Genomic DNA, 20,191 nt, shown 5'->3' with positions numbered 1-20,191 from the left:
TGCTCTCCTGATATATGGGGGAGCAGAACCCGCAATATTCCTCTTTTATTTTCTCACATCGCTGCTTATTTGCGTGATCTTCGCCACAACGCTGAATTCTTTTATTACGCGTTAACGCTCTGTCAGCGAAATAAGACGCTGCGCCGGTTTATTACGGCGAATGTATCCCGAAAAGATTATTCAAACGGGCAGTGAATATCGCTGAAGGTTACAGGCGGGAAAAATTGTTGATGGGGCTTCATGCGCAGGAATGTGCAGCTATACGGGCAGTGGTGCGCTAAAAAAGCAGAGAGGCGGAAATAAAAAACGGCGAAACCAGTCGCCGAAATACGCAAGAATTACAGGAAAATAGATAATAAAGGGATGATTGACAGGACTATCGTAAATCAAAATGTGTGGCGCTGATAGTCAGATGAATTAAATAAGAAAAGGTCTGAGTGGCGTTAATTAACAGCGGTTAACATTATTAAGGCCGCATTGCGGCTGCGGCCTTAATTTGATTAGCGACAGACTCAGGGCAATATAACCGAAACCGGCAGCACAGCGCTGTTATCCAGGTTTTTCCGGAGCTGAGTCAGTGTGGATTGATAAGGGCAGAGCAGGCCGACATCGGTAACTCTGCAGTCAGGCTGATGCCATTCCTGTTGTAATAACGGATATTTATCATCAATGAGTTGCAACTGGCGGATGCCATCCAGACTCTGCGCCTGAAAATAGATCCGTAAAAAACGCTCGCCGCTGCGGGTGTCGCGCCAGCGCTCCAGCACCAGACTGCTGCCCGGCGGAATGTTACCGCGCGAGTAACCGGGTAACTGCCAGTTAAAGTCCATCAGGGTGCGCACCATCGCAATATTGGTGTCATGCGCGACAAGAATCAGCCAGCGGCTCGGCGAGCTATTGGCAGCGATCGCCTCCAGCATCGTGTTGAGCAGTATCGAGCCACGGCGCTGTGCCAGGTAGAGTACATCGTTGCTGAGATCGTAGTTTGCGGTCAGCAGCGGCAGCAGGGAGGTGATTTGCGCGGCCGAGGTGATATGCCCCCAGGCGAGCTGATCAAACGGCAGATTTTCGCTGTAGCCCAGTCGCAGCGTCTCCACCATGCTCGCCATGACGCTCAGCCCGTAAACGTAACTATTTCCGTTGCGGGTTTGCCGGAACGTCCAGGGCGCATCAAACAGGGGACAAGCCGTTGCGGGGGGACAGACGGCGGTTTTCAGCTGCTGAATCGCCGGTTGCAGTTGCTGTTGCAGATGTGCCAGATTGCCCGCTTTCTGCTGTTTAGCAGTCAGTTCCTGCACGGGGTCGGTCCGGGTGACCGTCAGCTTTTCATTCTGAAACAGGGGATCAACATCGCCCGCGACGTGATGCACGGTTACGCCGCAGCCGGGAAAGGCGCCGTCCGTCAGCGCCGCAGCCGTGGCACGGGTGCGCTGCAGCGGGCTGGCGCGCACGTAGACCTGAGCCGCATCCGGACAGCCCGTGCCCAGCAGGCCGAGCTGGCGATAGTGCTCGCCTTCCCAGCGTCCTTTATTCACCACGGCACTGTAGCCGTGACCCGTCAGCTCGCCATCGGCAGTGGTCCACTGTGTCCAGGGTTGCTGGCTGGCGGCTTCAATCTCTTTTCGATTGCCTGGCGTGGGTGGACGTACGCCGTGACGGCTCAGTTCAACCACTTTCTCCAGCTGGTAATCCGCCGCCTGTGTCGCCGGGCTTAACAGCCAGAGAGAACCGAGGATCAGCGCACAGCGGCACAGGGTTGGCAGCGTCATTTACTCTTCCAGTGCGCCGTTGCCGGTCAGCGCTTTAATTTTTGGATACAGAGCCGCATTGGCCAGCAACACAGGGTTACCGTTTTTCAGGCCTTCATTACGCAGATAATCATTGGTGACACCGCCTGCTTCGCGCATAAGAACGATGCCCGGCAGACTATCCCACGGATGCATATGCGCTTCGTAGTAACCAATCAGCCGACCGGCTGCCGCCCAGGCGCTGGTCAGCGCACCCGAACCGATGCGAATAAACATACCACCCTGTTCAATTAAGCCGCTGATCAGGCGTGAGACGCTTTCGCCCGGTGTCCGGCTGGAGTTGCTGATGCCAAGTAAACCCTCATTGAGATGCGCTGCGTCATGAACCTGCAGGCGACTTTCATTCAGCCATGCCCCCTGGCCTGCCCGTGCGTGGAACAGCTCCTGATGATTAGGATCGCAGACGACGCCGATCACCGGCTGGCCCTCGCAGACCACCGCCAGCGAAACGCACCAGTTAGGCAAACCGTTGACGAAACAGGCGGTGCCATCGATCGGATCGACAACCCAGATAAACGGCGCACCCTCAACCTCGCCGCCGCTCTCTTCGCCATAGACGCTATCCTCAGGAAAACGTTCAGCGATTAAGGTCTTAATTAATGCCTCAACGTTACGATCAGCCTCGCTGACCACGTCCTGCAAATCCCTTTTGTGTTCCACGACCAGAGTCTGACGCTGCTGATACCATGATAAGGCCCGGCTGCCCGCTGCACGGGCGATGTCGCAGGCGTAACGGTAACGCGCGTCTATTTCAGAATGCGAAGCGGATGACATCTTTTCCTCTTATGATTTTTTTGCCATAACGAACGGAAGGCGCGCCTGAACAGGCGGTCTGGCTGTGATGTTTACTTCAGTATTGTTAAGAAAGGCTTCATTAAGCCGCAGATAAGCAGCAATGGCAAGATAGTGCTGGGCCGGGTGGCCGGCTTTTTTCATCTGGCAAAAGCGCGTGTCCGTCAGCCCGGCAGCAGAGGATCGGGTTTTACAGGGTTCTGCTGGTCGCCAGCGCCATTAAACGCGGATAAAAAACAAAAAACAGCGCTTCCAGCTGATCATAATGTTGGATGAAATCGTGGTAGGAGTCGCGCAGTGCCGACAGGCGGGGACGGCGGCTGGCCATGCCGTGCAGCACCCGCTCCAGCCGGGCAGGCTGGGCATAATGCTCGAACCAGCGCTCGCGCCACATCACCGCGTTGAGTGCCTGAAACTCTACGGGCGTGTCGGCCAGCTGCGGCAGGATTTCGCGCTCGGCGGTGGCAGAAAACTGCACCAGCGTCTGGTCGGGCGTAAATTGCTGCCAGTGACGGGCCAGAAAATGGTCCCAGATGACGTCCAGCGTAATCGGGGCCACACGATAGGTTTCCGCACGGAACAGCTGACGGGCGCTGCGTACTTCCGGCAGTGCATCGGTCATCACATCCAGACGACGATGCATCAGAATGCCGTCTGCGACAGGCGCGGACCAGTGCTGGTGCGGGTTGCCACGCACAAAATCGGCCATTAAATTGCCGAGAAGGGAGCTGTCGGCCAGCTTAGCCAGATGGAGATGAGCAAGAAAGTTCATGCCGCATTATAGGCAGAACTGCCTTTGCGCAGCCAGTTGTTCAGAATTGGTCGGTTTTCCGCTAAACTGTGCCGCCTGTTTTTGCCTGAGAAAGAACATGTCAATGCGTGTCGCCGATTTTGCTTTTGAACTGCCCGAATCCCTGATTGCTCACTATCCCCAGGCGCAGCGCAGCGGCTGTCGTCTGCTGTCGCTCGACGGTCCCAGCGGTGCGCTGTCGCACGGTGTTTTCACCGACGTGCTGGATAAGCTGAATCCAGGCGATCTGCTGGTGTTCAACAACACCCGCGTGATTCCGGCGCGCGTCTTTGGCCGTAAAGCCAGCGGCGGCAAAATCGAGATGCTGGTGGAGCGGATGCTCGACGACAAGCGCGTGCTGGCACATGTGCGCGCCTCAAAAGCGCCAAAACCGGGGGCAGAACTGCTGCTGGGCGAAGATGAGAGCGTGAAAGCGACCATGGTGGCACGTCACGATGCCCTGTTTGAGATCGCGTTTGATGATGAGCGCGCGGTGCTCGACATCCTCAACAGCGTCGGCCACATGCCTTTGCCGCCGTATATTGACCGTCCGGATGAAGAGGCGGATCGCGAACTTTACCAGACGGTTTACAGCGCCCGTCCGGGTGCTGTGGCGGCGCCGACCGCCGGTCTGCACTTCGATGAACCGCTGCTGCAGGCACTGAAAGAGAAGGGCATTGATATGGCCTTTGTGACGCTGCATGTCGGTGCTGGCACCTTCCAGCCGGTGCGTGTCGAGACCATCGAAGAGCATCACATGCACGCGGAGTATGCCGAAGTGCCGCAGGAGGTTGTCGACGCAGTACTGGCCTGCAAAGCGCGTGGCAATAAGGTGGTCGCTGTCGGCACCACCTCCGTTCGTTCGCTGGAGAGCGCCGCCAAAGCGAGTCAGGATGCCCTGATTGCGCCGTTCTTCGACGATACCCAGATTTTCATCTATCCGGGCTATGAGTATCAGGTGATCGATGCACTGATCACCAACTTCCACCTGCCCGAATCGACTCTGATTATGCTGGTCTCGGCGTTTGCCGGTTATCAGCACACCATGGCCGCGTACCGCGCAGCCGTGGCTGAGCAATATCGTTTCTTCAGTTATGGCGACGCGATGTTTATCAGCAAAAATCCGCAGGCGCCGCTGGAAAAAGTGGGCGACTGATTTATTAACCGATAGCCGGAATCGCCTGTCGTGCGAATGAAGGTTATCTGCATCGGACTGTTTCTCCGATGGAGGCTTTGTGAAATTTGAACTTGATACCACAGACGGGCGCGCACGCCGTGGCCGTCTGATTTTTGATCGCGGTGTGGTGGAAACCCCTGCGTTTATGCCTGTTGGCACCTATGGCACTGTTAAAGGCATGACGCCGGAAGAAGTGCAGGAGACCGGCGCGCAGATCATTCTGGGCAATACCTTCCACCTCTGGCTGCGTCCCGGCCAGGAGATCATGAAACTGCATGGCGATCTGCATGACTTTATGCAGTGGAAAGGGCCGATCCTGACCGACTCCGGCGGCTTCCAGGTCTTCAGCCTGGGCGACATCCGTAAAATCACCGAAGCGGGCGTGCATTTCCGTAACCCGATCAACGGCGACCCGATCTTCCTCGATCCGGAAAAATCGATGGAGATTCAGTATGACCTCGGTTCCGACATCGTGATGATTTTCGATGAATGTACGCCCTATCCGGCGGACTGGGACTACGCCAAACGCTCCATGGAGATGTCGCTGCGCTGGGCGCGACGCAGCCGTGACCGTTTCGACAGCCTGGGAAATAAAAATGCCTTATTTGGCATTATTCAGGGCTCGGTTTACGAAGATTTACGAGATGTCTCGGTGAAAGGTCTGGTAGAGATTGGCTTTGATGGGTACGCTGTGGGCGGCCTGGCGGTGGGTGAGCCTAAGCAGGACATGCACCGTATTCTTGAGCACGTCTGTCCGCAGCTTCCGCAGGATAAACCGCGTTATCTGATGGGTGTCGGCAAGCCAGAAGATCTGGTTGAAGGCGTCCGTCGCGGCGTCGATATGTTTGACTGCGTGATGCCAACCCGTAATGCGCGAAATGGTCACCTGTTTGTAACCGAAGGTGTAGTGAAGATTCGCAACGCCCGCTACAAAGATGACACTGCGCCGCTGGATGCGGAGTGTGATTGTTACACCTGTCGCAATTATAGCCGTGCCTACTTGTATCATCTCGACCGTTGTAACGAAATACTGGGCGCGCGTCTGAATACTATTCACAATTTGCGCTACTACCAGCGTCTGATGGCTGGTTTACGCCAGGCCATCGAAGAGGGTAAATTAGAGCGCTTTGTAACTGAGTTTTACCAACGGACGGGCAAAGAAGTTCCGCCATTAACGTCTGATAATTCATCAATGAGGGAAATTTAATGAGCTTATTCATTTCTGACGCCGTGGCCGCAGCAGGCGCTCCGTCTCAGGGAAGTCCGTATTCTCTGGTGATCATGCTGGTGGTGTTTGGTCTGATTTTCTATTTCATGATCCTGCGTCCGCAGCAGAAACGTGCGAAAGAGCACAAGAAGCTGATGGATTCCATCTCTAAGGGTGATGAAGTGCTGACCAGCGGTGGCCTGGTAGGCCGCGTAACGAAAGTCTCTGACACGGGCTACGTAGCTATTGCGCTGAATGACACCAATGAAGTCGTCATTAAACGTGATTTCGTCGCCGCCGTGCTGCCGAAGGGCACTATCAAGGCGCTGTAATTCTTTCTTCCCTAAGGGAACTGCCGTGTTAAATCGTTATCCTTTGTGGAAGTACGTAATGCTGGTCGTCGTGATTCTCGTCGGCCTGCTCTATGCGCTTCCCAACCTGTATGGTGAGGATCCGGCCGTTCAAATCACTGGTGCGCGCGGAAGCGCCGCCAGTGAGCAGACGTTGGATCAAATTCAGTCCGTATTAAAACAAGACAATATCCAGAGCAAATCTGTTGCGCTGGAAAATGGTGCGATTACCGCGCGCTTCAATAATACGGATGTGCAGTTACGCGCCCGTGAAGCGATCATGAAAGCGCTGGGTGAAAACTACGTTGTCGCGCTGAACCTTGCGCCCGCCACGCCGCGCTGGCTGACGATGCTGTCAGCAGAGCCGATGAAACTCGGTCTCGATTTGCGTGGTGGTGTGCACTTCCTGATGGAAGTGGACATGGACACCGCGCTCAGTAAGCTGCAGGAGCAGAATGCTGACACGCTGCGTAGCGACCTGCGCACTAAAAATATCCCCTACACCAACGTCAATAAAATCGCGAACTACGGCGTGGAAATTCGTTTCCGTGACGCTGCCAGTCGTGATGCGGCGATCTCCTGGCTGAGTTCCCGTCATCAGGATCTGGTGATCAACAGCAGCGGCAGTGATGCGCTGCGTGCCACCATGAGCGATGCCCGTCTCAGCGAAGCGCGTGAATATGCGGTTCAGCAGAACATTACGATTCTGCGTAACCGTGTAAACCAGCTGGGCGTAGCTGAACCACTGGTTCAGCGTCAGGGTTCCGATCGTATTGTGGTTGAGCTACCGGGTATTCAGGATACGGCGCGCGCCAAAGAGATTCTGGGTGCCACCGCGACGCTGGAATTCCGTCTGGTTAACACCAGCGTGGATCCTACTGCGGCGGCCAGTGGGCGTGTACCGGGTGACTCTGAAGTGAAAGATATGCGCGATGGCCAGCCGGTCGTGCTCTACAAGCGGGTAATTCTGACCGGTGACCATATCACCGACTCAACCTCCAGCATGGATGAGTACAACCAGCCACAGGTGAACATTTCACTGGATGGCGCAGGCGGTAACATCATGTCCAACTTCACTAAGGACAACATCGGCAAGCCGATGGCGACCCTGTTTGTGGAGTACAAGGACAGCGGTAAAAAAGATGCCAACGGTCGTTCAGTTCTGGTGAAACAGGAAGAGGTGATTAACGTCGCTAATATCCAGTCTCGCCTGGGGAACAGCTTCCGCATCACCGGTATCAATAACCCGAACGAAGCGCGTCAGCTGTCGCTGCTGCTGCGTGCCGGTGCGTTGATTGCGCCCATCCAGATTGTGGAAGAGCGTACTATCGGGCCGACCATGGGTCAGCAGAACATTACTCAGGGTCTGGAAGCCTGCCTGTGGGGTCTGCTCGCCTCGATCCTCTTTATGGTGGTGTTCTATAAAAAGTTTGGTCTGATTGCGACGAGTGCGCTGCTGGTTAACCTGGTGCTGATTGTCGGCATCATGTCCCTGCTGCCTGGCGCGACCCTGACCATGCCCGGTATTGCCGGTATCGTGTTAACGCTGGCGGTGGCAGTTGATGCCAACGTACTGATTAACGAACGTATTAAAGAAGAGCTGCGAAACGGGCGCTCGGTTCAGCAGGCAATTCATGAAGGCTACAAAGGCGCCTTCTCCAGTATTGTCGATGCGAACGTGACCACCCTGATCAAAGTTATCATTCTTTACGCGGTCGGCACCGGTTCGATCAAAGGCTTTGCGATTACCACCGCAATTGGTATCGCGACCTCAATGTTCACCGCGATTATCGGTACCCGTGCCATTGTTAACCTGGTTTACGGTGGCAAACGCATCAACAAGCTGTCTATCTGAGGAGTGCGTTGTGGCACAGGAATATAACATTGAGCAGTTAAACCACGGGCGTAAAGTCGTCGACTTTATGCGCTGGGATAAGCTGGCCTTCATCATTTCGGGACTGCTGATTGTGGCCGCGATTGCGATCGTGGGCGTGCGTGGTTTTAACTGGGGCCTTGATTTCACCGGGGGTACGGTGATTGAGATCGCGCTGGAGAAACCCGCCGATCTGGACACGCTGCGTAGCGAACTGGTGAAAGCGGGCTTTGACGAGCCGCTGGTGCAGAACTTTGGCAGCAGCCGTGACGTCATGGTGCGTATGGCACCGGTTACCGGCCCGGCAGGTACCGAGTTAGGCAATAAAGTGGTGTCGGTGATCAACCAGACTACGCAGCAAAACGCCACCGTTAAGCGCATTGAGTTCGTGGGGCCGAGTGTGGGCAGCGACCTGGCGCAGGCGGGTGCGATGGCCCTGCTATCGGCGCTGATTGCGATTCTGATCTATATCGGTTTCCGCTTTGAGTGGCGTCTGGCACTGGGCACCGTGCTGGCGCTGGCGCATGACGTGATCATCACCTGCGGCCTGCTGGCGCTGTTCCGCATTGAAATCGACCTGACGATTGTTGCCTCGCTGATGTCGGTAATTGGCTACTCGCTTAACGATAAAATCGTGGTCTCTGACCGTATTCGCGAAAACTTCCGCAAGATCCGTCGCGGCAGTTCTTACGATATTACGAACGTATCACTGACCCAGACGTTAAGCCGTACCCTGATTACCTCACTGACGACGCTGGCGATGATCCTCATCCTCTTCATATTTGGTGGTGCGCTGCTGAAAGGCTTCTCACTGACCATGCTGATTGGTGTGACGATTGGTACGATCTCATCCATTTATGTCTCTTCGGCGCTGGCGCTGAAGCTGGGCATGAAGCGTGAACATATGATGGTGCAGAAAGTCGAGAAAGAGGGCGCCGATCAGCCTTCTATCCTGCCTTAATCGCGCGTCAGTAATAAAAACGGGCAGCCTTTTGGCTGCCCGTTTTTTTTGCACCACGGTTAAGGGTTAGCAGGTGCCGCAGGGGAGGTCTGGGACGGGGTGGCAGCGGACACGTTATGCACGCGGACATAACCCAGTTGCTCCGGGGTCAGGCCACTGAGACGCAACGGGATCGTCGCCGAATGCTGCGGCAGCAGCGAGGCAGGCACCGCGACCGTCTGAGTCAGACTGTCACTGCTCAGCGGTTTACCGGTCGCCGGGTCGAGTTCACCCCAGATCACCGTCGCATGCAGGGCGGGCAAAGGCCGATCGTCCATTGAGCGTACGGTCAGGGTTGCCCGCGAGCCGCTGGCTTCTGCAGTGACAGGGGAGAGCGTCAGTCTCAGCGTGCCGAGCTGAGTCTGCAACGCCACTGGCGTGTTCGCCTGTGGCACCAGCCAGGCACCTTGCTGCAACTGGCTGTTAAGCTGCCCCTGAATCTCCAGCGCGCTGGCCTGTGTGGTCAGATGCTGCATCTGCTGATTGAGCTGACTCACTTCCTGGTGCAGCTCTCTGACCTGCGGGTTACCTGCACTGCTACTGCAGCCGCTCAGCGCCACCAGTGAGAACGCCACCGGAACCCAAACCATCCTGCTCATAAGTGATCCTTGTCCGTTATTTTGGAATACGTAAAACCTGGCCAGGATAGATCTTATCAGGATGGGTGAGCATTGGCTTATTCGCTTCGAAAATCTTGTTATATTCGTTAGCGTTGCCATAAACCTGTTTAGAAATAGCGCTCAGCGTGTCGCCTTTTTTTACGGTATAAAGCTCTGACTCGGCCGCGCTGTCTGTGACGGTGACCTTGTCTTCCACTTTCGTGATGCCTGCCACATTACCTGCCGCGATCAGAATCTTCTCTTTCAGTTCCTGAGAAAGGCCATCGCCGGTCACGGTGACGGTATCACCATTAACTTTTACGTCCACCTTGTCGCTGTCTGGCAAGCCGAGCTTGTTGATGTGATCCTGTAGCTTTTTATTCTGGTCTTCACCGCCATGTACGGCGTCCCAGAGTTTTTCACCGGCTTCTTTCACAAAGTTAAACAGACCCATACAACCTCCAATGTGTTAGTGGAAAATTTTAATTGCCGCTCTTAAAGCGTAGTCCCTTTTGCCGCAGACGAAATTTAGCATCGTTTATCCTGCGATGAGAAGCCCACGAAAGACACGGAAGAGATTTTGTTGATTCACAGTTCGCGCTACACTGTGTGGCCCATCACTCTCGCGTCAGGAAACGTCATGCATTGCCCATTCTGCTCCGCTGTCGACACCAAAGTGATTGATTCTCGTCTGGTTAGTGAAGGCTCCTCGGTGCGACGCCGTCGCCAGTGTCTGATGTGTCATGAACGCTTCACCACCTTTGAGGTGGCGGAACTGGTGATGCCCCGCGTGGTGAAAAGCAATGATGTGCGCGAGCCTTTCAATGAAGACAAAATGGCCAGCGGGATGATGAAAGCGCTTGAGAAGCGTCCGGTCAGCGCTGACGCGGTGGAAAGCGCCGTAAACCATATTAAAACGCAGCTGCGCGCCACTGGCGAACGTGAGATCCCCAGTAAGCTGATTGGCAATCTGGTGATGGATGAGCTTAAGAAGCTCGATAAAGTCGCCTATATTCGCTTCGCCTCGGTTTACCGCAGCTTTGAAGATATTCGCGATTTTGGCGAAGAGATCGCCCGGTTACAGGATTAAAGTATGGACGAACGCTACATGGCGCGTGCGCTGGAACTGGCGCGACGCGGCCGTTTTACGACCATGCCGAACCCGAATGTCGGCTGTGTGATTGTGCGCGATGGCGAAGTCGTGGGTGAGGGCTGGCATCAGCGTGCCGGTGAACCCCATGCTGAGGTCTACGCGCTGCGCATGGCTGGCGAGAAAGCGCGTGGCGCAACTGCCTATGTCACGCTGGAGCCGTGCAGCCATCATGGCCGCACGCCGCCCTGCTGTGATGCGCTGATCGCCGCAGGTGTAACCCGTGTCGTCGCCGCTATGCAGGACCCGAATCCGCAGGTCGCGGGGCGCGGACTGCACCGTCTGCATCAGGCGGGCATTGACGTCAGCCATGGTCTGATGATGCAGGAAGCAGAAGCACTGAATCGCGGCTTCCTCAAGCGCATGCGCACCGGCTTTCCCTGGATTCAGCTTAAGCTGGGCGCATCGCTGGATGGCCGCACGGCCATGGCCAGTGGCGAAAGTCAGTGGATCACCTCTGAGGCTGCACGCCGTGATGTGCAGCGTCTGCGGGCGCAAAGCGCCGCCATTCTCAGCAGCAGCGCCACGGTGCTGGCGGACGATCCCTCTCTGACAGTGCGCTGGTCTGAACTCAATACCGACAGCCAGGCTCTGGTTGATGAACAGCAACTGCGTCAGCCGGTACGTGTGATTATCGACAGCCAGAATCGCGTGACGCCGCAGCATCGGCTCATCTCCCAGCCGGGCGAAACCTGGCTGATGCGTCATCAGCCGGATCAGCAGCACTGGCCCGCCAGCGTGACGCAAATCGCCGTTCCGCTGCGCGAACAGCACCTGGATCGGGTGGCGATGATGATGCTGCTGGGACAGCGACAGATTAACAGCGTCTGGGTTGAAGCGGGTGCCACGCTGGCTGGTGCCCTGTTACAGGCCGGGCTGGTGGATGAACTGATCGTTTATCTGGCACCTAAGCTATTAGGCCATGAAGGACGCGGCTTGTGTCAGCTGCCGGGGCTCAGCCAGCTGGCTGACGCGCCTGCGTTCCGTTTCAGCGATGTCCGGCAGGTCGGTGACGATTTACGTCTGACCCTGACACCGCAATAGCATGCCCGGAAAAGCGAGAGCACGCCGCCTAAGAGTATGATAGAATCCGCCCCCCTGCGCGGGGCCAACCAAACCCCTGAAAGGATAAGTATGAAAGTTATCGAAGCTGCTGTTGCAACGCCTGAGGCCAATGTTGCCATCGTCATCGCGCGTTTTAACAACTTCATTAATGACAGCCTGCTGGATGGCGCAGTTGATGCCCTGAAACGTATCGGCCAGGTCAAAGATGACAATATCACCGTAGTCTGGGTGCCGGGTGCCTACGAACTGCCGCTGGCAGCCCGTGCCCTGGCAAACACCGGCAAATATGATGCGATTATCGCACTCGGCACCGTTATTCGTGGTGGCACTGCGCACTTCGAATATGTGGCGGGTGAAGCCAGCTCCGGTATCGCCAGCGTTGCCATGAACAGCGACATTCCTGTCGCGTTCGGCGTGCTGACCACTGAAAGCATCGAGCAGGCCATTGAGCGTGCCGGCACCAAAGCGGGTAATAAAGGTGCTGAAGCGGCGCTGACTGCGCTCGAAATGATTAACGTATTGAAAGCCATTAAAGCCTGATTTTTGTAAGGGGAATTTTGTGAAACCTGCTGCTCGTCGTCGCGCCCGTGAGTGCGCTGTTCAGGCGCTTTACTCCTGGCAGTTGTCGAATAACGACATTGCCGATGTGGAATACCAGTTTCTGGCGGAACAGGACGTCAAAGACGTCGACATTACCTACTTCCGCGAACTGCTGTCCGGTGTGGCGACCAACAGTGCGTATCTGGATGGATTGATGAAGCCTTATCTGTCGCGTCAGCTCGAAGAGCTGGGCCAGGTAGAAAAAGCTATCCTGCGCATCTCGCTGTATGAGCTGAGCAAACGTGATGATGTGCCCTATAAAGTGGCCATCAACGAAGGCATTGAGCTGGCGAAAGTCTTCGGTGCCGAAGACAGCCATAAATTTGTCAACGGCGTGCTGGATAAAGCCGGTCCACAAATTCGACCCCATCGCAAATAAACAAAAAGGCCGGCTTGCCGGCCTTTTTTCATGAAGAGTTAAGCGGAACGCAATTATGTCTTGTGGTGAATTTGAACTCATCGCACGCTACTTCAACCGCAGAACACGCAGCCGCCGTGATGTCGAACTCGGCATCGGTGACGATTGTGCGTTACTTAGCGTGCCGGAAAAACAGACGCTGGCGATCAGCACCGATACCCTGGTCGCGGGTGTGCACTTCTTACGGGATATCCATCCTGCCGATCTGGGCTACAAAGCGCTGGCTGTGAATCTTAGCGACCTTGCTGCCATGGGTGCCGATCCCGCGTGGCTGACGCTGGCCTTAACGCTGCCGCAGGTCGATGAGAGCTGGCTCTCCGCCTTTAGCGAAAGCCTGTTTGAACTGCTGGAATATTACGACATGCAGCTGGTGGGTGGCGACACGACCCGTGGCCCGCTGAGCCTGACGCTGGCGATTCACGGTCTGGTGCCGCAGGGCCGCGCCCTGAAACGCTCCGGTGCGAAGCCGGGCGACTGGATCTACGTGACCGGCACGCTGGGTGACAGCGCGGCGGGTCTGGCGCTGTTGCAGCATCACTGTCGCATCAGCGATCCGGCGGTGCATGAAGCGTTGATTAAACGGCATCTGCGCCCAATGCCACGCATTCTGCAGGGCCAGGCACTGCGTTCGCTGGCCTCTTCAGCCGTGGACCTTTCCGATGGCCTGATTTCCGATCTCGGCCACGTGCTGAAAGCCAGCGGCTGTGGTGCAAGGCTTAACCTGGATGCGTTGCCGCTGTCGGCGGCGCTGCGTGACCATTTCGATCCTGAGCAGGTATTGCGCTGGGCGCTGAGTGGCGGAGAAGATTACGAACTCTGCTTCACCGTGCCGGAAGTGAATCGCGGTGCGCTTGATGTGGCGCTGGGGCATCTGGGCGTGCCTTATACCTGCATCGGACAGATAGCACCGGAATCAGAAGGCTTAACGCTGCTGGATAATGGCAAGCCCGCCACGTTCCATCATAAAGGGTTTGATCACTTTGATACTAAATAACGACGTGGCGAAGAGCCGCCTGCGGATGAGCAATCCCTGGCATCTGCTGGCCACCGGTTTCGGCAGCGGATTAAGCCCGGTCGTGCCTGGTACCATGGGATCGCTGGCGGCCATTCCATTCTGGTGGCTGATGACCTTTCTGCCGCAGGATCTCTATTCGCTGGTTGTGCTGGTTGGTATCTGCGTCGGTGTCTATCTCTGCCATCGCACCGCCAAAGATATGGGCGTACACGATCACGGCAGTATTGTCTGGGATGAGTTCATCGGCATGTGGATTACGCTGATGGCGATTCCGGTTAACAACTGGCAATGGGTACTGGGCGGCTTTGTCGTGTTCCGTATTCTTGATATGTGGAAACCCTGGCCGATTCGCTGGTTTGACCGCAATGTACATGGCGGCATGGGCATTATGGTGGATGACATTATTGCTGGCGTGATTTCTGCGGCGATGCTCTATGGCTTTGGGGTCTGGCTGGCGGGTTAAACGTCGATGCTAAACGCATGATAAGAGGTGACGCCCGGGCAGGGCGTCACATTCTGGTTTTATTCAAATCCTACCGCCTGATGCGGCTGATAGACCTCTTCCAGCAGGGTAATCTCTTCGTCACTCAGCGTGACATCCACTGCCTTCACCAGATCCTCAAACTGCTCTGCGCGCGATGCACCAATAATCGGTGCCGTAACGGCAGGCTTGCTCAGAAGCCAGGCCAGCGCCACCTGCGCCCGCGTCACGCCTTTGCTTTCCGCTACCTGTGCCAGCCGCTCTGCAATCACGGCATCATTCGCTTCGGTATTGTCATAGAGCTTCGCCATCACCTGGTCGGAGGCGGAACGCGCGGTGTTTTCCCCCCACGGGCGGGTCAGCTTACCGCGCGCCAGCGGACTCCAGGGCAGCACGGCGATTTGTTCTTTCAGGCAGAGCGGATGCATTTCACGCTCCTCTTCGCGCTGAATCAGGTTGTACTGATCCTGCATGCTGACAAAGCGATGCCAGCCCTGTTCCGACTGCATCTGCAACGCCTGAGCAAACTGGCTGGCGTGCATTGACGAGGCACCGATATAACGGGCTTTGCCAGACTGCACTACCTCATGCAGCGCTTCCAGCGTCTCTTCCAGCGGCGTGTCATAATCCCAGCGGTGAATCTGCAGCAGGTCCACATACTCCATGCCAAGACGCTGCAGGCTGTCATCAATCGATTGCAGAATATTTTTGCGCGAGAGTCCCTGTGAGAGATTGGTCAGCGGAAAATAGACTTTGGTGGCGACCACGATCTCTTCACGGTGGGCGAAATCTTTCAGCGCCCGGCCCAGGATCTCTTCACTGCTGCCATCGGAGTAGCTGTTGGCGGTATCAAAGAAGTTGATGCCCGCGTTCAGCGCCTGCTGGATCAGCGGACGGCTGCTCGCTTCAGGCAGCGTCCAGGCATGATTACCGCGCGTTGGCTCGCCATAGGTCATACAGCCAAGACAGAGACGCGACACCTGCAGATCGGTAGTACCCAGTTGAATCGTTTTCATGGTGGAGGCTCCTGCGAAAGTGCAAAGGTTACAGCATAGCAGGATGTTGCGCTCCCCAGGGGGGAGCGCAGAGAGGAGAAGTTACTGCGCCAGCCAGCGGGCGATCTGTTGCTGAATGCCTTCGGCGTCCAGCAGATAGTCATGACGCACTTCATCCTGCGTGCCCTGCGGGATGAACTCATCGGGCAGGCCAATGTTCAGTACCGGAACGGCCAGCCGTTTCGCCATCACAAACTCATTTACGCCGCTGCCCGCACCGCCTTTGATTGCGCCTTCTTCCAGCGTAATCAGCGAGTCGTGGGTTTTAGCGAGCTCGGCGATCAGCGCCTCATCCAGCGGCTTCACAAAGCGCATATCAACCAAAGTTGCATTCAGCACTTCCGCCGTGGCGGCTGCTTCTGGCAGCAGAGTACCGAAGTTCAGAATCGCCAGCTTTTCACCCTGACGTTTCACGACTGCTTTACCCAGCGGCAGACTCTGCAGCGGAGCCAGCGGCGTGCCGATACCGGTGCCGCGCGGATAGCGCACTGCACTTGGGCCAGCCTGATGGTGATAGCCGGTGTAAAGCATCTGCCGACACTCATTCTCATCGCTCGGCGTCATGATCACCATATCCGGCACGCAGCGGAGATAGGCGAGATCAAACGCGCCCTGGTGAGTCTGACCATCCGCGCCAACAATACCACCGCGATCGATAGCAAACAGGACCGGCAATTTCTGGATAGCGACGTCGTGGATCAGCTGATCGTAGGCGCGTTGCAGGAAGGTCGAGTAGATGGCCACAATGGGTTTATAGCCGCCAATCGCCATACCGGCCGCGAAAGTCACCGCATGCTGCTCGGCGATCGCCACGTCAAAATATTGCTTCGGGAATTCACGTGAGAAGGCCACCATGCCGGAGCCTTCACGCATCGCTGGCGTAATCGCCATCAGCTTCGGATCGTCGGCGGCCATTTCACACAGCCAGTTGCCGAAGATTTTAGAGTAGCTCGGCAGACCTTCTGCGCTTTTCGGCAGTTCGCCAATCGCCGGGTCAAATTTAGGAACGGCGTGCCAGGCAATCGGATCTTCCTCTGCCGGGGCGTAGCCTTTACCTTTCTTCGTCATGATATGCAGGAACTGCGGCCCTTTCAGGCTGCGCATGTTGCTCAGCGTATTGACCAGCGTCAGCACATCGTGACCATCAACCGGGCCGATGTAGTTAAAGCCCAGCTCTTCAAAGAGCGTGCCCGGCACGACCATGCCTTTGAGATGCTCTTCGGTGCGTTTGACCAGCTCTTTGATTGGCGGCAGATTTGTCAGCACCCGTTTACTGCCTTCGCGCAGTCGTGCGTAGGTTTTACCCGACAGGATCTGCGCCAGGCGATTATTCAGCGCGCCGACGTTTTCGGAGATCGACATCTCGTTGTCATTGAGGATGACCAGCATGTCCGGCTTAATATCACCAGCATGGTTCATCGCTTCAAACGCCATGCCTGCGGTAATCGCACCATCGCCAATAATACAGGCGGTACGACGGCCCTGACCTTCACGTTCTGCCGCAGCGGCCATGCCCAGACCGGCACTGATTGAGGTCGACGAGTGACCGACGCTCAGGACGTCATATTCACTTTCACCGCGCCACGGAAACGGGTGTACGCCGTTTTTCTGACGGATAGTGCCGATGCGATCGCGGCGACCCGTCAGAATTTTATGCGGATAAGCCTGATGACCTACATCCCAGACCAGATGGTCAAACGGGGTGTTATAGACATAATGCAGCGCGACCGTCAGTTCAACCACGCCCAGACCCGATGCAAAATGGCCGCTGGAGCGGCTCACACTGTCTAACAGATACTGACGCAGTTCATCACACAGCGCAGGCAACTTCTCTTTCGGCAGGGCGCGTAGCGCCTGAACGGTGTCTGCCAGCGCCAGTGTCGGGTATTTAGCAATATCAAAACTCATCAGAGACTCATTATGGAAGTTATTTGTCGCGTTCAATTATGAAGCTCGCCAGCGCCTGCAGTGCTGTGGTGTTATAGGAGTGCGCAGCGAGCAATTCTAAAGCATCAAGAGCTTCCTGATACAAATCCCGCGCCTTGGCTCGAGCATTTTCAAGGCCTAACAATGAAGGATAGGTGCTTTTCCCCAGATCCTGATCGGCACCCTGGCGTTTTCCGATCACCGCTGTGTCACCGATCACATCCAGAATGTCGTCCTGCACCTGAAATGCGAGACCAATCGCCTCTGCATAGCGGTCGAGCAGCGGCAGCGCTTCGCGGCCCGCATCGCCTGCCGTTAATGCGCCTAAGCGCACCGCTGAGCGGATCAGCGCGCCAGTTTTATGGCGATGGATCTGTTCCAGCTGATCAAGATCGACGGATTTGCCTTCCGCCGCTAAATCCAGTGCCTGCCCGCCACACATCCCGGCTACGCCGCTGGCTTTTGCCAGTTCGGAGAGCATCAGCAGACGGTATTCGGCGCTGACACCGGGCATTGCTTCATCGGCCAGAATGGAGAAAGCCAGCGTCTGCAGGGCGTCACCCGCCAGAATCGCAGTGTCTTCGCCATATTTAATGTGACAGGTTGGCTGCCCGCGACGCAATGCATCATCGTCCATCGCAGGGAGATCGTCATGAATCAGAGAGTACGCATGAATGCATTCAACTGCGGCGGCAGGGGCATCCAGACTCGCCGGATTGGCGTGGAGCATTTCGCCGGTCGCGTAGACCAGAAAAGGACGCAGACGTTTACCGCCTAATAATGCCCCATAATGCATGGCATTCACCAGAGGAGAACTCTGAAAAGGAAGTGGCTCTATAAAACGCGTCAGCGCGGCGTTGACCTGCTGCTGATAGGCGTCGAGTAAGCGGGCAAAATCCATTAGTCGTTTTCCGGCATGAAAGCAGTGAGGTCGGCATCTTTATCATCGTTCAGCAGAATGCGGACCCGCTGTTCAGCCTGCTGCAGCGTCTGCTGGCCATTCCGCGCCAGCTGCACGCCGCGTTCAAATTCGTTCAGGGCTTCTTCCAGCGGCAGTTCACCACTTTCCAGACGGCTGACAATCTGCTCCAGCTGCTGCAATGACGTTTCAAAGCTGGCTGGCTGTTCGGCTTTTTTCGGCATATTTCGTGTCGACTCACGGTTGGGACATTATCTCGCAATCGGTCATGGTAGCTGAGACCCTATGATTAGCAAAATAATCAATGCGGCGGCTGATGAAGAAGCAGTCACCTGACAAAGGTGATATACTCCCGCGCCTCGGATGCGGTTGCGCCTTGCAGCCCGCAATTTTGTGATTTTACCAGCTAAGTGCCGCCTGTTTTAGCACTTATTTGCCCAACGAAGCTGTATCGCCATGAAGTTTATCATCAAGTTATTTCCTGAAATCACCATCAAGAGTCCGTCGGTGCGTTTGCGCTTTATCAAGATTCTTGCCAGCAATATCCGCAACGTCCTGAAAACCGTCAGCGACGACATCGCCGTTGTGCGCTTCTGGGATCACATTGAAGTGCGGTCAAAAAATGCGGCGCTGGCTGACATTATTCCCGATGAGCTTTCCCGCATTCCCGGTATCCATCACGTTTTAGCGGTTGAAGATCGTGAGTACACCGATATACATCACATCTTTGAGCAGACGTTAACGCAGTATCGCGACAGTCTTGAAGGCAAGAGCTTCTGCGTACGTGTGAAACGTCGCGGTAAGCATAGCTTCAGTTCACAGGATGTAGAGCGCTATGTGGGCGGCGGCCTGAATCAGCATATTGAAAGCGCCCGCGTGCAGCTTAAAAACCCTGACGTGACGGTGAACCTTGAAGTTGAAGAGAATCGCCTGACACTGGTGACTGCACGTTACGAAGGTCTGGGTGGTTTCCCAATCGGCACGCAGGAAGATGTGCTGTCGCTGATTTCCGGCGGTTTCGATTCCGGCGTATCCAGTTATATGCTGCTGCGTCGTGGCAGTCGCGTGCATTACTGCTTCTTTAACCTTGGCGGTGCCGCGCATGAGATTGGCGTGCGTCAGGTTGCGCACTATCTGTGGAATCGTTTTGGTCGTTCACACCGCGTGCGCTTCGTGGCGATCAATTTTGAGCCGGTCGTCGGTGAGATCCTCGAAAAAGTGGATGACGGCCAGATGGGCGTGGTGCTGAAGCGCATGATGGTGCGTGCTGCTTCGACGATTGCTGAACGCTACGGCGTGCAGGCGCTGGTCACGGGTGAAGCGGTGGGGCAGGTGTCGAGCCAGACGCTGACCAACCTGCGACTGATTGATAACGCATCCGATACGTTGATTCTGCGTCCGCTGATTTCTCATGACAAAGAGCACATCATCAGAGTTGCCCGGGAGATCGGCACCGAAGATTTCGCCAGCACGATGCCGGAATATTGTGGTGTGATCTCAAAAAGCCCAACGGTGAAGGCGGTGAAGGCGAAGATTGAAGCGGAAGAGCAGAATTTCGACTTTGCGATTCTGGATCGGGTGGTGGAAGAAGCGACCAATGTCGACATCCGTACTATTGCTGAGCAGACAGAAGAGGAGGTGGTTGAAGTTGAGACCGTCGCGCTTCTGAGTGACAACGACGTCGTGCTGGATATCCGCTCTATTGATGAGCAGGAAGAGAAGCCACTGACGCTGAACGCTACAGAAGTGAAATCACTCCCATTCTATAAACTCAGCACGCAGTTTGGCGATCTCGATCAGAACCGGACCTGGCTGCTTTACTGCGATCGCGGTGTGATGAGCCGTCTGCAGGCGCTTTATCTGCATGAGCAGGGTTTTAAGAACGTTAAAGTTTACCGCCCGTAGTCACCATGTTGAGCCAGTCAGTGCCTGTTCAGGTCTGACTGGCTTTCTCGTTTTAAGCCTT

General features: G+C 55.8%; 22 protein-coding genes. 12 read left to right on the top strand and 10 right to left on the bottom strand.

All coding sequences use genetic code 11. The features are described 5' to 3' along the window. Positions 1-512: 512 nt before the first annotated feature. The 4 genes from K6R05_RS14485 to K6R05_RS14470 are packed head-to-tail and all read right to left on the bottom strand — an operon-like array spanning position 513 to position 3,372. Entirely contained in the window at positions 513-1,769 is a 1,257-nt protein-coding gene (locus K6R05_RS14485) for a histidine-type phosphatase (RefSeq protein ID WP_222924438.1), read from the bottom strand. Beyond that, entirely contained in the window at positions 1,770-2,582 is an 813-nt protein-coding gene (locus K6R05_RS14480; RefSeq protein WP_161735280.1) for an inositol monophosphatase family protein, read from the bottom strand. A gap of 9 nt (positions 2,583-2,591) precedes the next feature. Continuing rightward, complete coding sequence (locus tag K6R05_RS14475; RefSeq protein ID WP_161735278.1) at positions 2,592-2,744, bottom strand: hypothetical protein; 153 nt, start codon at positions 2,742-2,744, stop codon at positions 2,592-2,594. Positions 2,745-2,790: 46 nt separating this feature from the next. After that, positions 2,791-3,372 (bottom strand): ACP phosphodiesterase, encoded by a 582-nt coding sequence (locus K6R05_RS14470; protein WP_161735276.1) that lies wholly within the window; start codon positions 3,370-3,372, stop codon positions 2,791-2,793. Positions 3,373-3,475: 103 nt separating this feature from the next. Here K6R05_RS14470 and queA point away from each other — a divergent pair, with 103 nt between their 5' ends. The 5 genes from queA to secF all read left to right on the top strand — a co-directional run bounded on the left by queA (position 3,476) and on the right by secF (position 8,958). After that, positions 3,476-4,546, top strand: coding sequence for a tRNA preQ1(34) S-adenosylmethionine ribosyltransferase-isomerase QueA (queA, locus tag K6R05_RS14465; protein ID WP_222925495.1), 1,071 nt, complete (start codon positions 3,476-3,478; stop codon positions 4,544-4,546). A 79-nt stretch (positions 4,547-4,625) separates the two neighbouring features. Continuing rightward, positions 4,626-5,774, top strand: coding sequence for a tRNA guanosine(34) transglycosylase Tgt (gene tgt / locus K6R05_RS14460; RefSeq protein WP_033731739.1), 1,149 nt, complete (start codon positions 4,626-4,628; stop codon positions 5,772-5,774). After that, positions 5,774-6,106 (top strand): preprotein translocase subunit YajC, encoded by a 333-nt coding sequence (gene yajC, locus K6R05_RS14455; RefSeq protein WP_009091760.1) that lies wholly within the window; start codon positions 5,774-5,776, stop codon positions 6,104-6,106. Before tgt ends, yajC begins: the two co-directional genes overlap by 1 nt. Before the next feature lie 25 nt (positions 6,107-6,131). Then, on the top strand, positions 6,132-7,979 hold the full coding sequence (gene secD, locus K6R05_RS14450; RefSeq protein ID WP_222924435.1) for a protein translocase subunit SecD: 1,848 nt from the start codon (positions 6,132-6,134) through the stop codon (positions 7,977-7,979). Positions 7,980-7,989: 10 nt separating this feature from the next. Further along, the gene (gene secF / locus K6R05_RS14445; RefSeq protein ID WP_013356971.1) at positions 7,990-8,958 is read left to right on the top strand and encodes a protein translocase subunit SecF; all 969 of its coding nucleotides are present in this window, start codon (positions 7,990-7,992) and stop codon (positions 8,956-8,958) included. 59 nt (positions 8,959-9,017) lie between these two features. On the opposite strand, the gene K6R05_RS14440 is transcribed toward secF, so the two are convergent. Both K6R05_RS14440 and lysM read right to left on the bottom strand, forming a co-directional pair. Beyond that, positions 9,018-9,596, bottom strand: a complete 579-nt coding sequence (locus K6R05_RS14440; RefSeq protein WP_161735270.1) for a SadB/YajI family lipoprotein — start codon at positions 9,594-9,596, stop codon at positions 9,018-9,020. Between the two features lie 16 nt (positions 9,597-9,612). After that, entirely contained in the window at positions 9,613-10,050 is a 438-nt protein-coding gene (gene lysM, locus K6R05_RS14435) for a peptidoglycan-binding protein LysM (protein WP_161735268.1), read from the bottom strand. 186 nt (positions 10,051-10,236) lie between these two features. Here lysM and nrdR point away from each other — a divergent pair, with 186 nt between their 5' ends. From nrdR to pgpA, 6 genes are all read left to right on the top strand, one after another. Beyond that, positions 10,237-10,686 (top strand): transcriptional regulator NrdR, encoded by a 450-nt coding sequence (gene nrdR, locus K6R05_RS14430; protein WP_009091750.1) that lies wholly within the window; start codon positions 10,237-10,239, stop codon positions 10,684-10,686. Between the two features lie 3 nt (positions 10,687-10,689). After that, a complete protein-coding gene (gene ribD, locus K6R05_RS14425; RefSeq protein WP_161735267.1) occupies positions 10,690-11,790 on the top strand; it encodes a bifunctional diaminohydroxyphosphoribosylaminopyrimidine deaminase/5-amino-6-(5-phosphoribosylamino)uracil reductase RibD in 1,101 nt (366 codons plus the stop codon). A 90-nt stretch (positions 11,791-11,880) separates the two neighbouring features. Next, positions 11,881-12,351, top strand: coding sequence for a 6,7-dimethyl-8-ribityllumazine synthase (gene ribH / locus K6R05_RS14420; RefSeq protein ID WP_161735265.1), 471 nt, complete (start codon positions 11,881-11,883; stop codon positions 12,349-12,351). 19 nt (positions 12,352-12,370) lie between these two features. Further along, on the top strand, positions 12,371-12,790 hold the full coding sequence (gene nusB / locus K6R05_RS14415; RefSeq protein ID WP_009091744.1) for a transcription antitermination factor NusB: 420 nt from the start codon (positions 12,371-12,373) through the stop codon (positions 12,788-12,790). Positions 12,791-12,845: 55 nt separating this feature from the next. Then, a complete protein-coding gene (thiL, locus tag K6R05_RS14410; RefSeq protein WP_161735263.1) occupies positions 12,846-13,823 on the top strand; it encodes a thiamine-phosphate kinase in 978 nt (325 codons plus the stop codon). Next, entirely contained in the window at positions 13,768-14,307 is a 540-nt protein-coding gene (pgpA, locus tag K6R05_RS14405) for a phosphatidylglycerophosphatase A (RefSeq protein WP_161735261.1), read from the top strand. Before thiL ends, pgpA begins: the two co-directional genes overlap by 56 nt. A gap of 59 nt (positions 14,308-14,366) precedes the next feature. Here pgpA and K6R05_RS14400 read toward each other — a convergent pair whose 3' ends face one another. The 4 genes from K6R05_RS14400 to xseB form a co-directional block, all read right to left on the bottom strand. Beyond that, entirely contained in the window at positions 14,367-15,341 is a 975-nt protein-coding gene (locus K6R05_RS14400) for an aldo/keto reductase (RefSeq protein WP_161735259.1), read from the bottom strand. A gap of 81 nt (positions 15,342-15,422) precedes the next feature. Continuing rightward, complete coding sequence (gene dxs / locus K6R05_RS14395; protein WP_161735257.1) at positions 15,423-17,288, bottom strand: 1-deoxy-D-xylulose-5-phosphate synthase; 1,866 nt, start codon at positions 17,286-17,288, stop codon at positions 15,423-15,425. Between the two features lie 19 nt (positions 17,289-17,307). Then, positions 17,308-18,207 carry a (2E,6E)-farnesyl diphosphate synthase gene (ispA, locus tag K6R05_RS14390; RefSeq protein ID WP_161735255.1) on the bottom strand — a complete coding sequence of 300 codons (900 nt, stop codon included), beginning with the start codon at positions 18,205-18,207 and terminating at the stop codon, positions 17,308-17,310. After that, positions 18,207-18,449 carry an exodeoxyribonuclease VII small subunit gene (gene xseB, locus K6R05_RS14385; RefSeq protein WP_161735253.1) on the bottom strand — a complete coding sequence of 81 codons (243 nt, stop codon included), beginning with the start codon at positions 18,447-18,449 and terminating at the stop codon, positions 18,207-18,209. The genes ispA and xseB overlap by 1 nt, the downstream gene beginning before the upstream one ends. Before the next feature lie 232 nt (positions 18,450-18,681). Between xseB and thiI the strand changes: the two genes are divergently transcribed. Continuing rightward, on the top strand, positions 18,682-20,130 hold the full coding sequence (gene thiI, locus K6R05_RS14380; RefSeq protein WP_222924433.1) for a tRNA uracil 4-sulfurtransferase ThiI: 1,449 nt from the start codon (positions 18,682-18,684) through the stop codon (positions 20,128-20,130). The last annotated feature ends 61 nt before the right edge of the window (positions 20,131-20,191 follow it).

This window comes from Pantoea alfalfae (genome assembly GCF_019880205.1).
Taxonomy (GTDB): domain Bacteria; phylum Pseudomonadota; class Gammaproteobacteria; order Enterobacterales; family Enterobacteriaceae; genus Pantoea; species Pantoea alfalfae.
Note: the sequence above shows the minus strand (reverse complement) of the source record. Positions and strands in the feature narration are given on the sequence as shown.

Coding starts and splice junctions, on each gene's coding strand:
- K6R05_RS14485 (WP_222924438.1), bottom strand. CDS start 1,769: ATGACGCTGCCAACCCTGTGCCGCTGTGCGCTGATCCTCGGTTCTCTC.
- xseB (WP_161735253.1), bottom strand. CDS start 18,449: ATGCCGAAAAAAGCCGAACAGCCAGCCAGCTTTGAAACGTCATTGCAG.
- dxs (WP_161735257.1), bottom strand. CDS start 17,288: ATGAGTTTTGATATTGCTAAATACCCGACACTGGCGCTGGCAGACACC.
- nrdR (WP_009091750.1), top strand. CDS start 10,237: ATGCATTGCCCATTCTGCTCCGCTGTCGACACCAAAGTGATTGATTCT.
- K6R05_RS14470 (WP_161735276.1), bottom strand. CDS start 3,372: ATGAACTTTCTTGCTCATCTCCATCTGGCTAAGCTGGCCGACAGCTCC.
- K6R05_RS14440 (WP_161735270.1), bottom strand. CDS start 9,596: ATGAGCAGGATGGTTTGGGTTCCGGTGGCGTTCTCACTGGTGGCGCTG.
- ribD (WP_161735267.1), top strand. CDS start 10,690: ATGGACGAACGCTACATGGCGCGTGCGCTGGAACTGGCGCGACGCGGC.
- ribH (WP_161735265.1), top strand. CDS start 11,881: ATGAAAGTTATCGAAGCTGCTGTTGCAACGCCTGAGGCCAATGTTGCC.
- queA (WP_222925495.1), top strand. CDS start 3,476: ATGCGTGTCGCCGATTTTGCTTTTGAACTGCCCGAATCCCTGATTGCT.
- yajC (WP_009091760.1), top strand. CDS start 5,774: ATGAGCTTATTCATTTCTGACGCCGTGGCCGCAGCAGGCGCTCCGTCT.
- pgpA (WP_161735261.1), top strand. CDS start 13,768: ATGGCAAGCCCGCCACGTTCCATCATAAAGGGTTTGATCACTTTGATA.
- K6R05_RS14400 (WP_161735259.1), bottom strand. CDS start 15,341: ATGAAAACGATTCAACTGGGTACTACCGATCTGCAGGTGTCGCGTCTC.
- thiI (WP_222924433.1), top strand. CDS start 18,682: ATGAAGTTTATCATCAAGTTATTTCCTGAAATCACCATCAAGAGTCCG.
- ispA (WP_161735255.1), bottom strand. CDS start 18,207: ATGGATTTTGCCCGCTTACTCGACGCCTATCAGCAGCAGGTCAACGCC.
- K6R05_RS14480 (WP_161735280.1), bottom strand. CDS start 2,582: ATGTCATCCGCTTCGCATTCTGAAATAGACGCGCGTTACCGTTACGCC.
- lysM (WP_161735268.1), bottom strand. CDS start 10,050: ATGGGTCTGTTTAACTTTGTGAAAGAAGCCGGTGAAAAACTCTGGGAC.
- thiL (WP_161735263.1), top strand. CDS start 12,846: ATGTCTTGTGGTGAATTTGAACTCATCGCACGCTACTTCAACCGCAGA.
- K6R05_RS14475 (WP_161735278.1), bottom strand. CDS start 2,744: ATGAAAAAAGCCGGCCACCCGGCCCAGCACTATCTTGCCATTGCTGCT.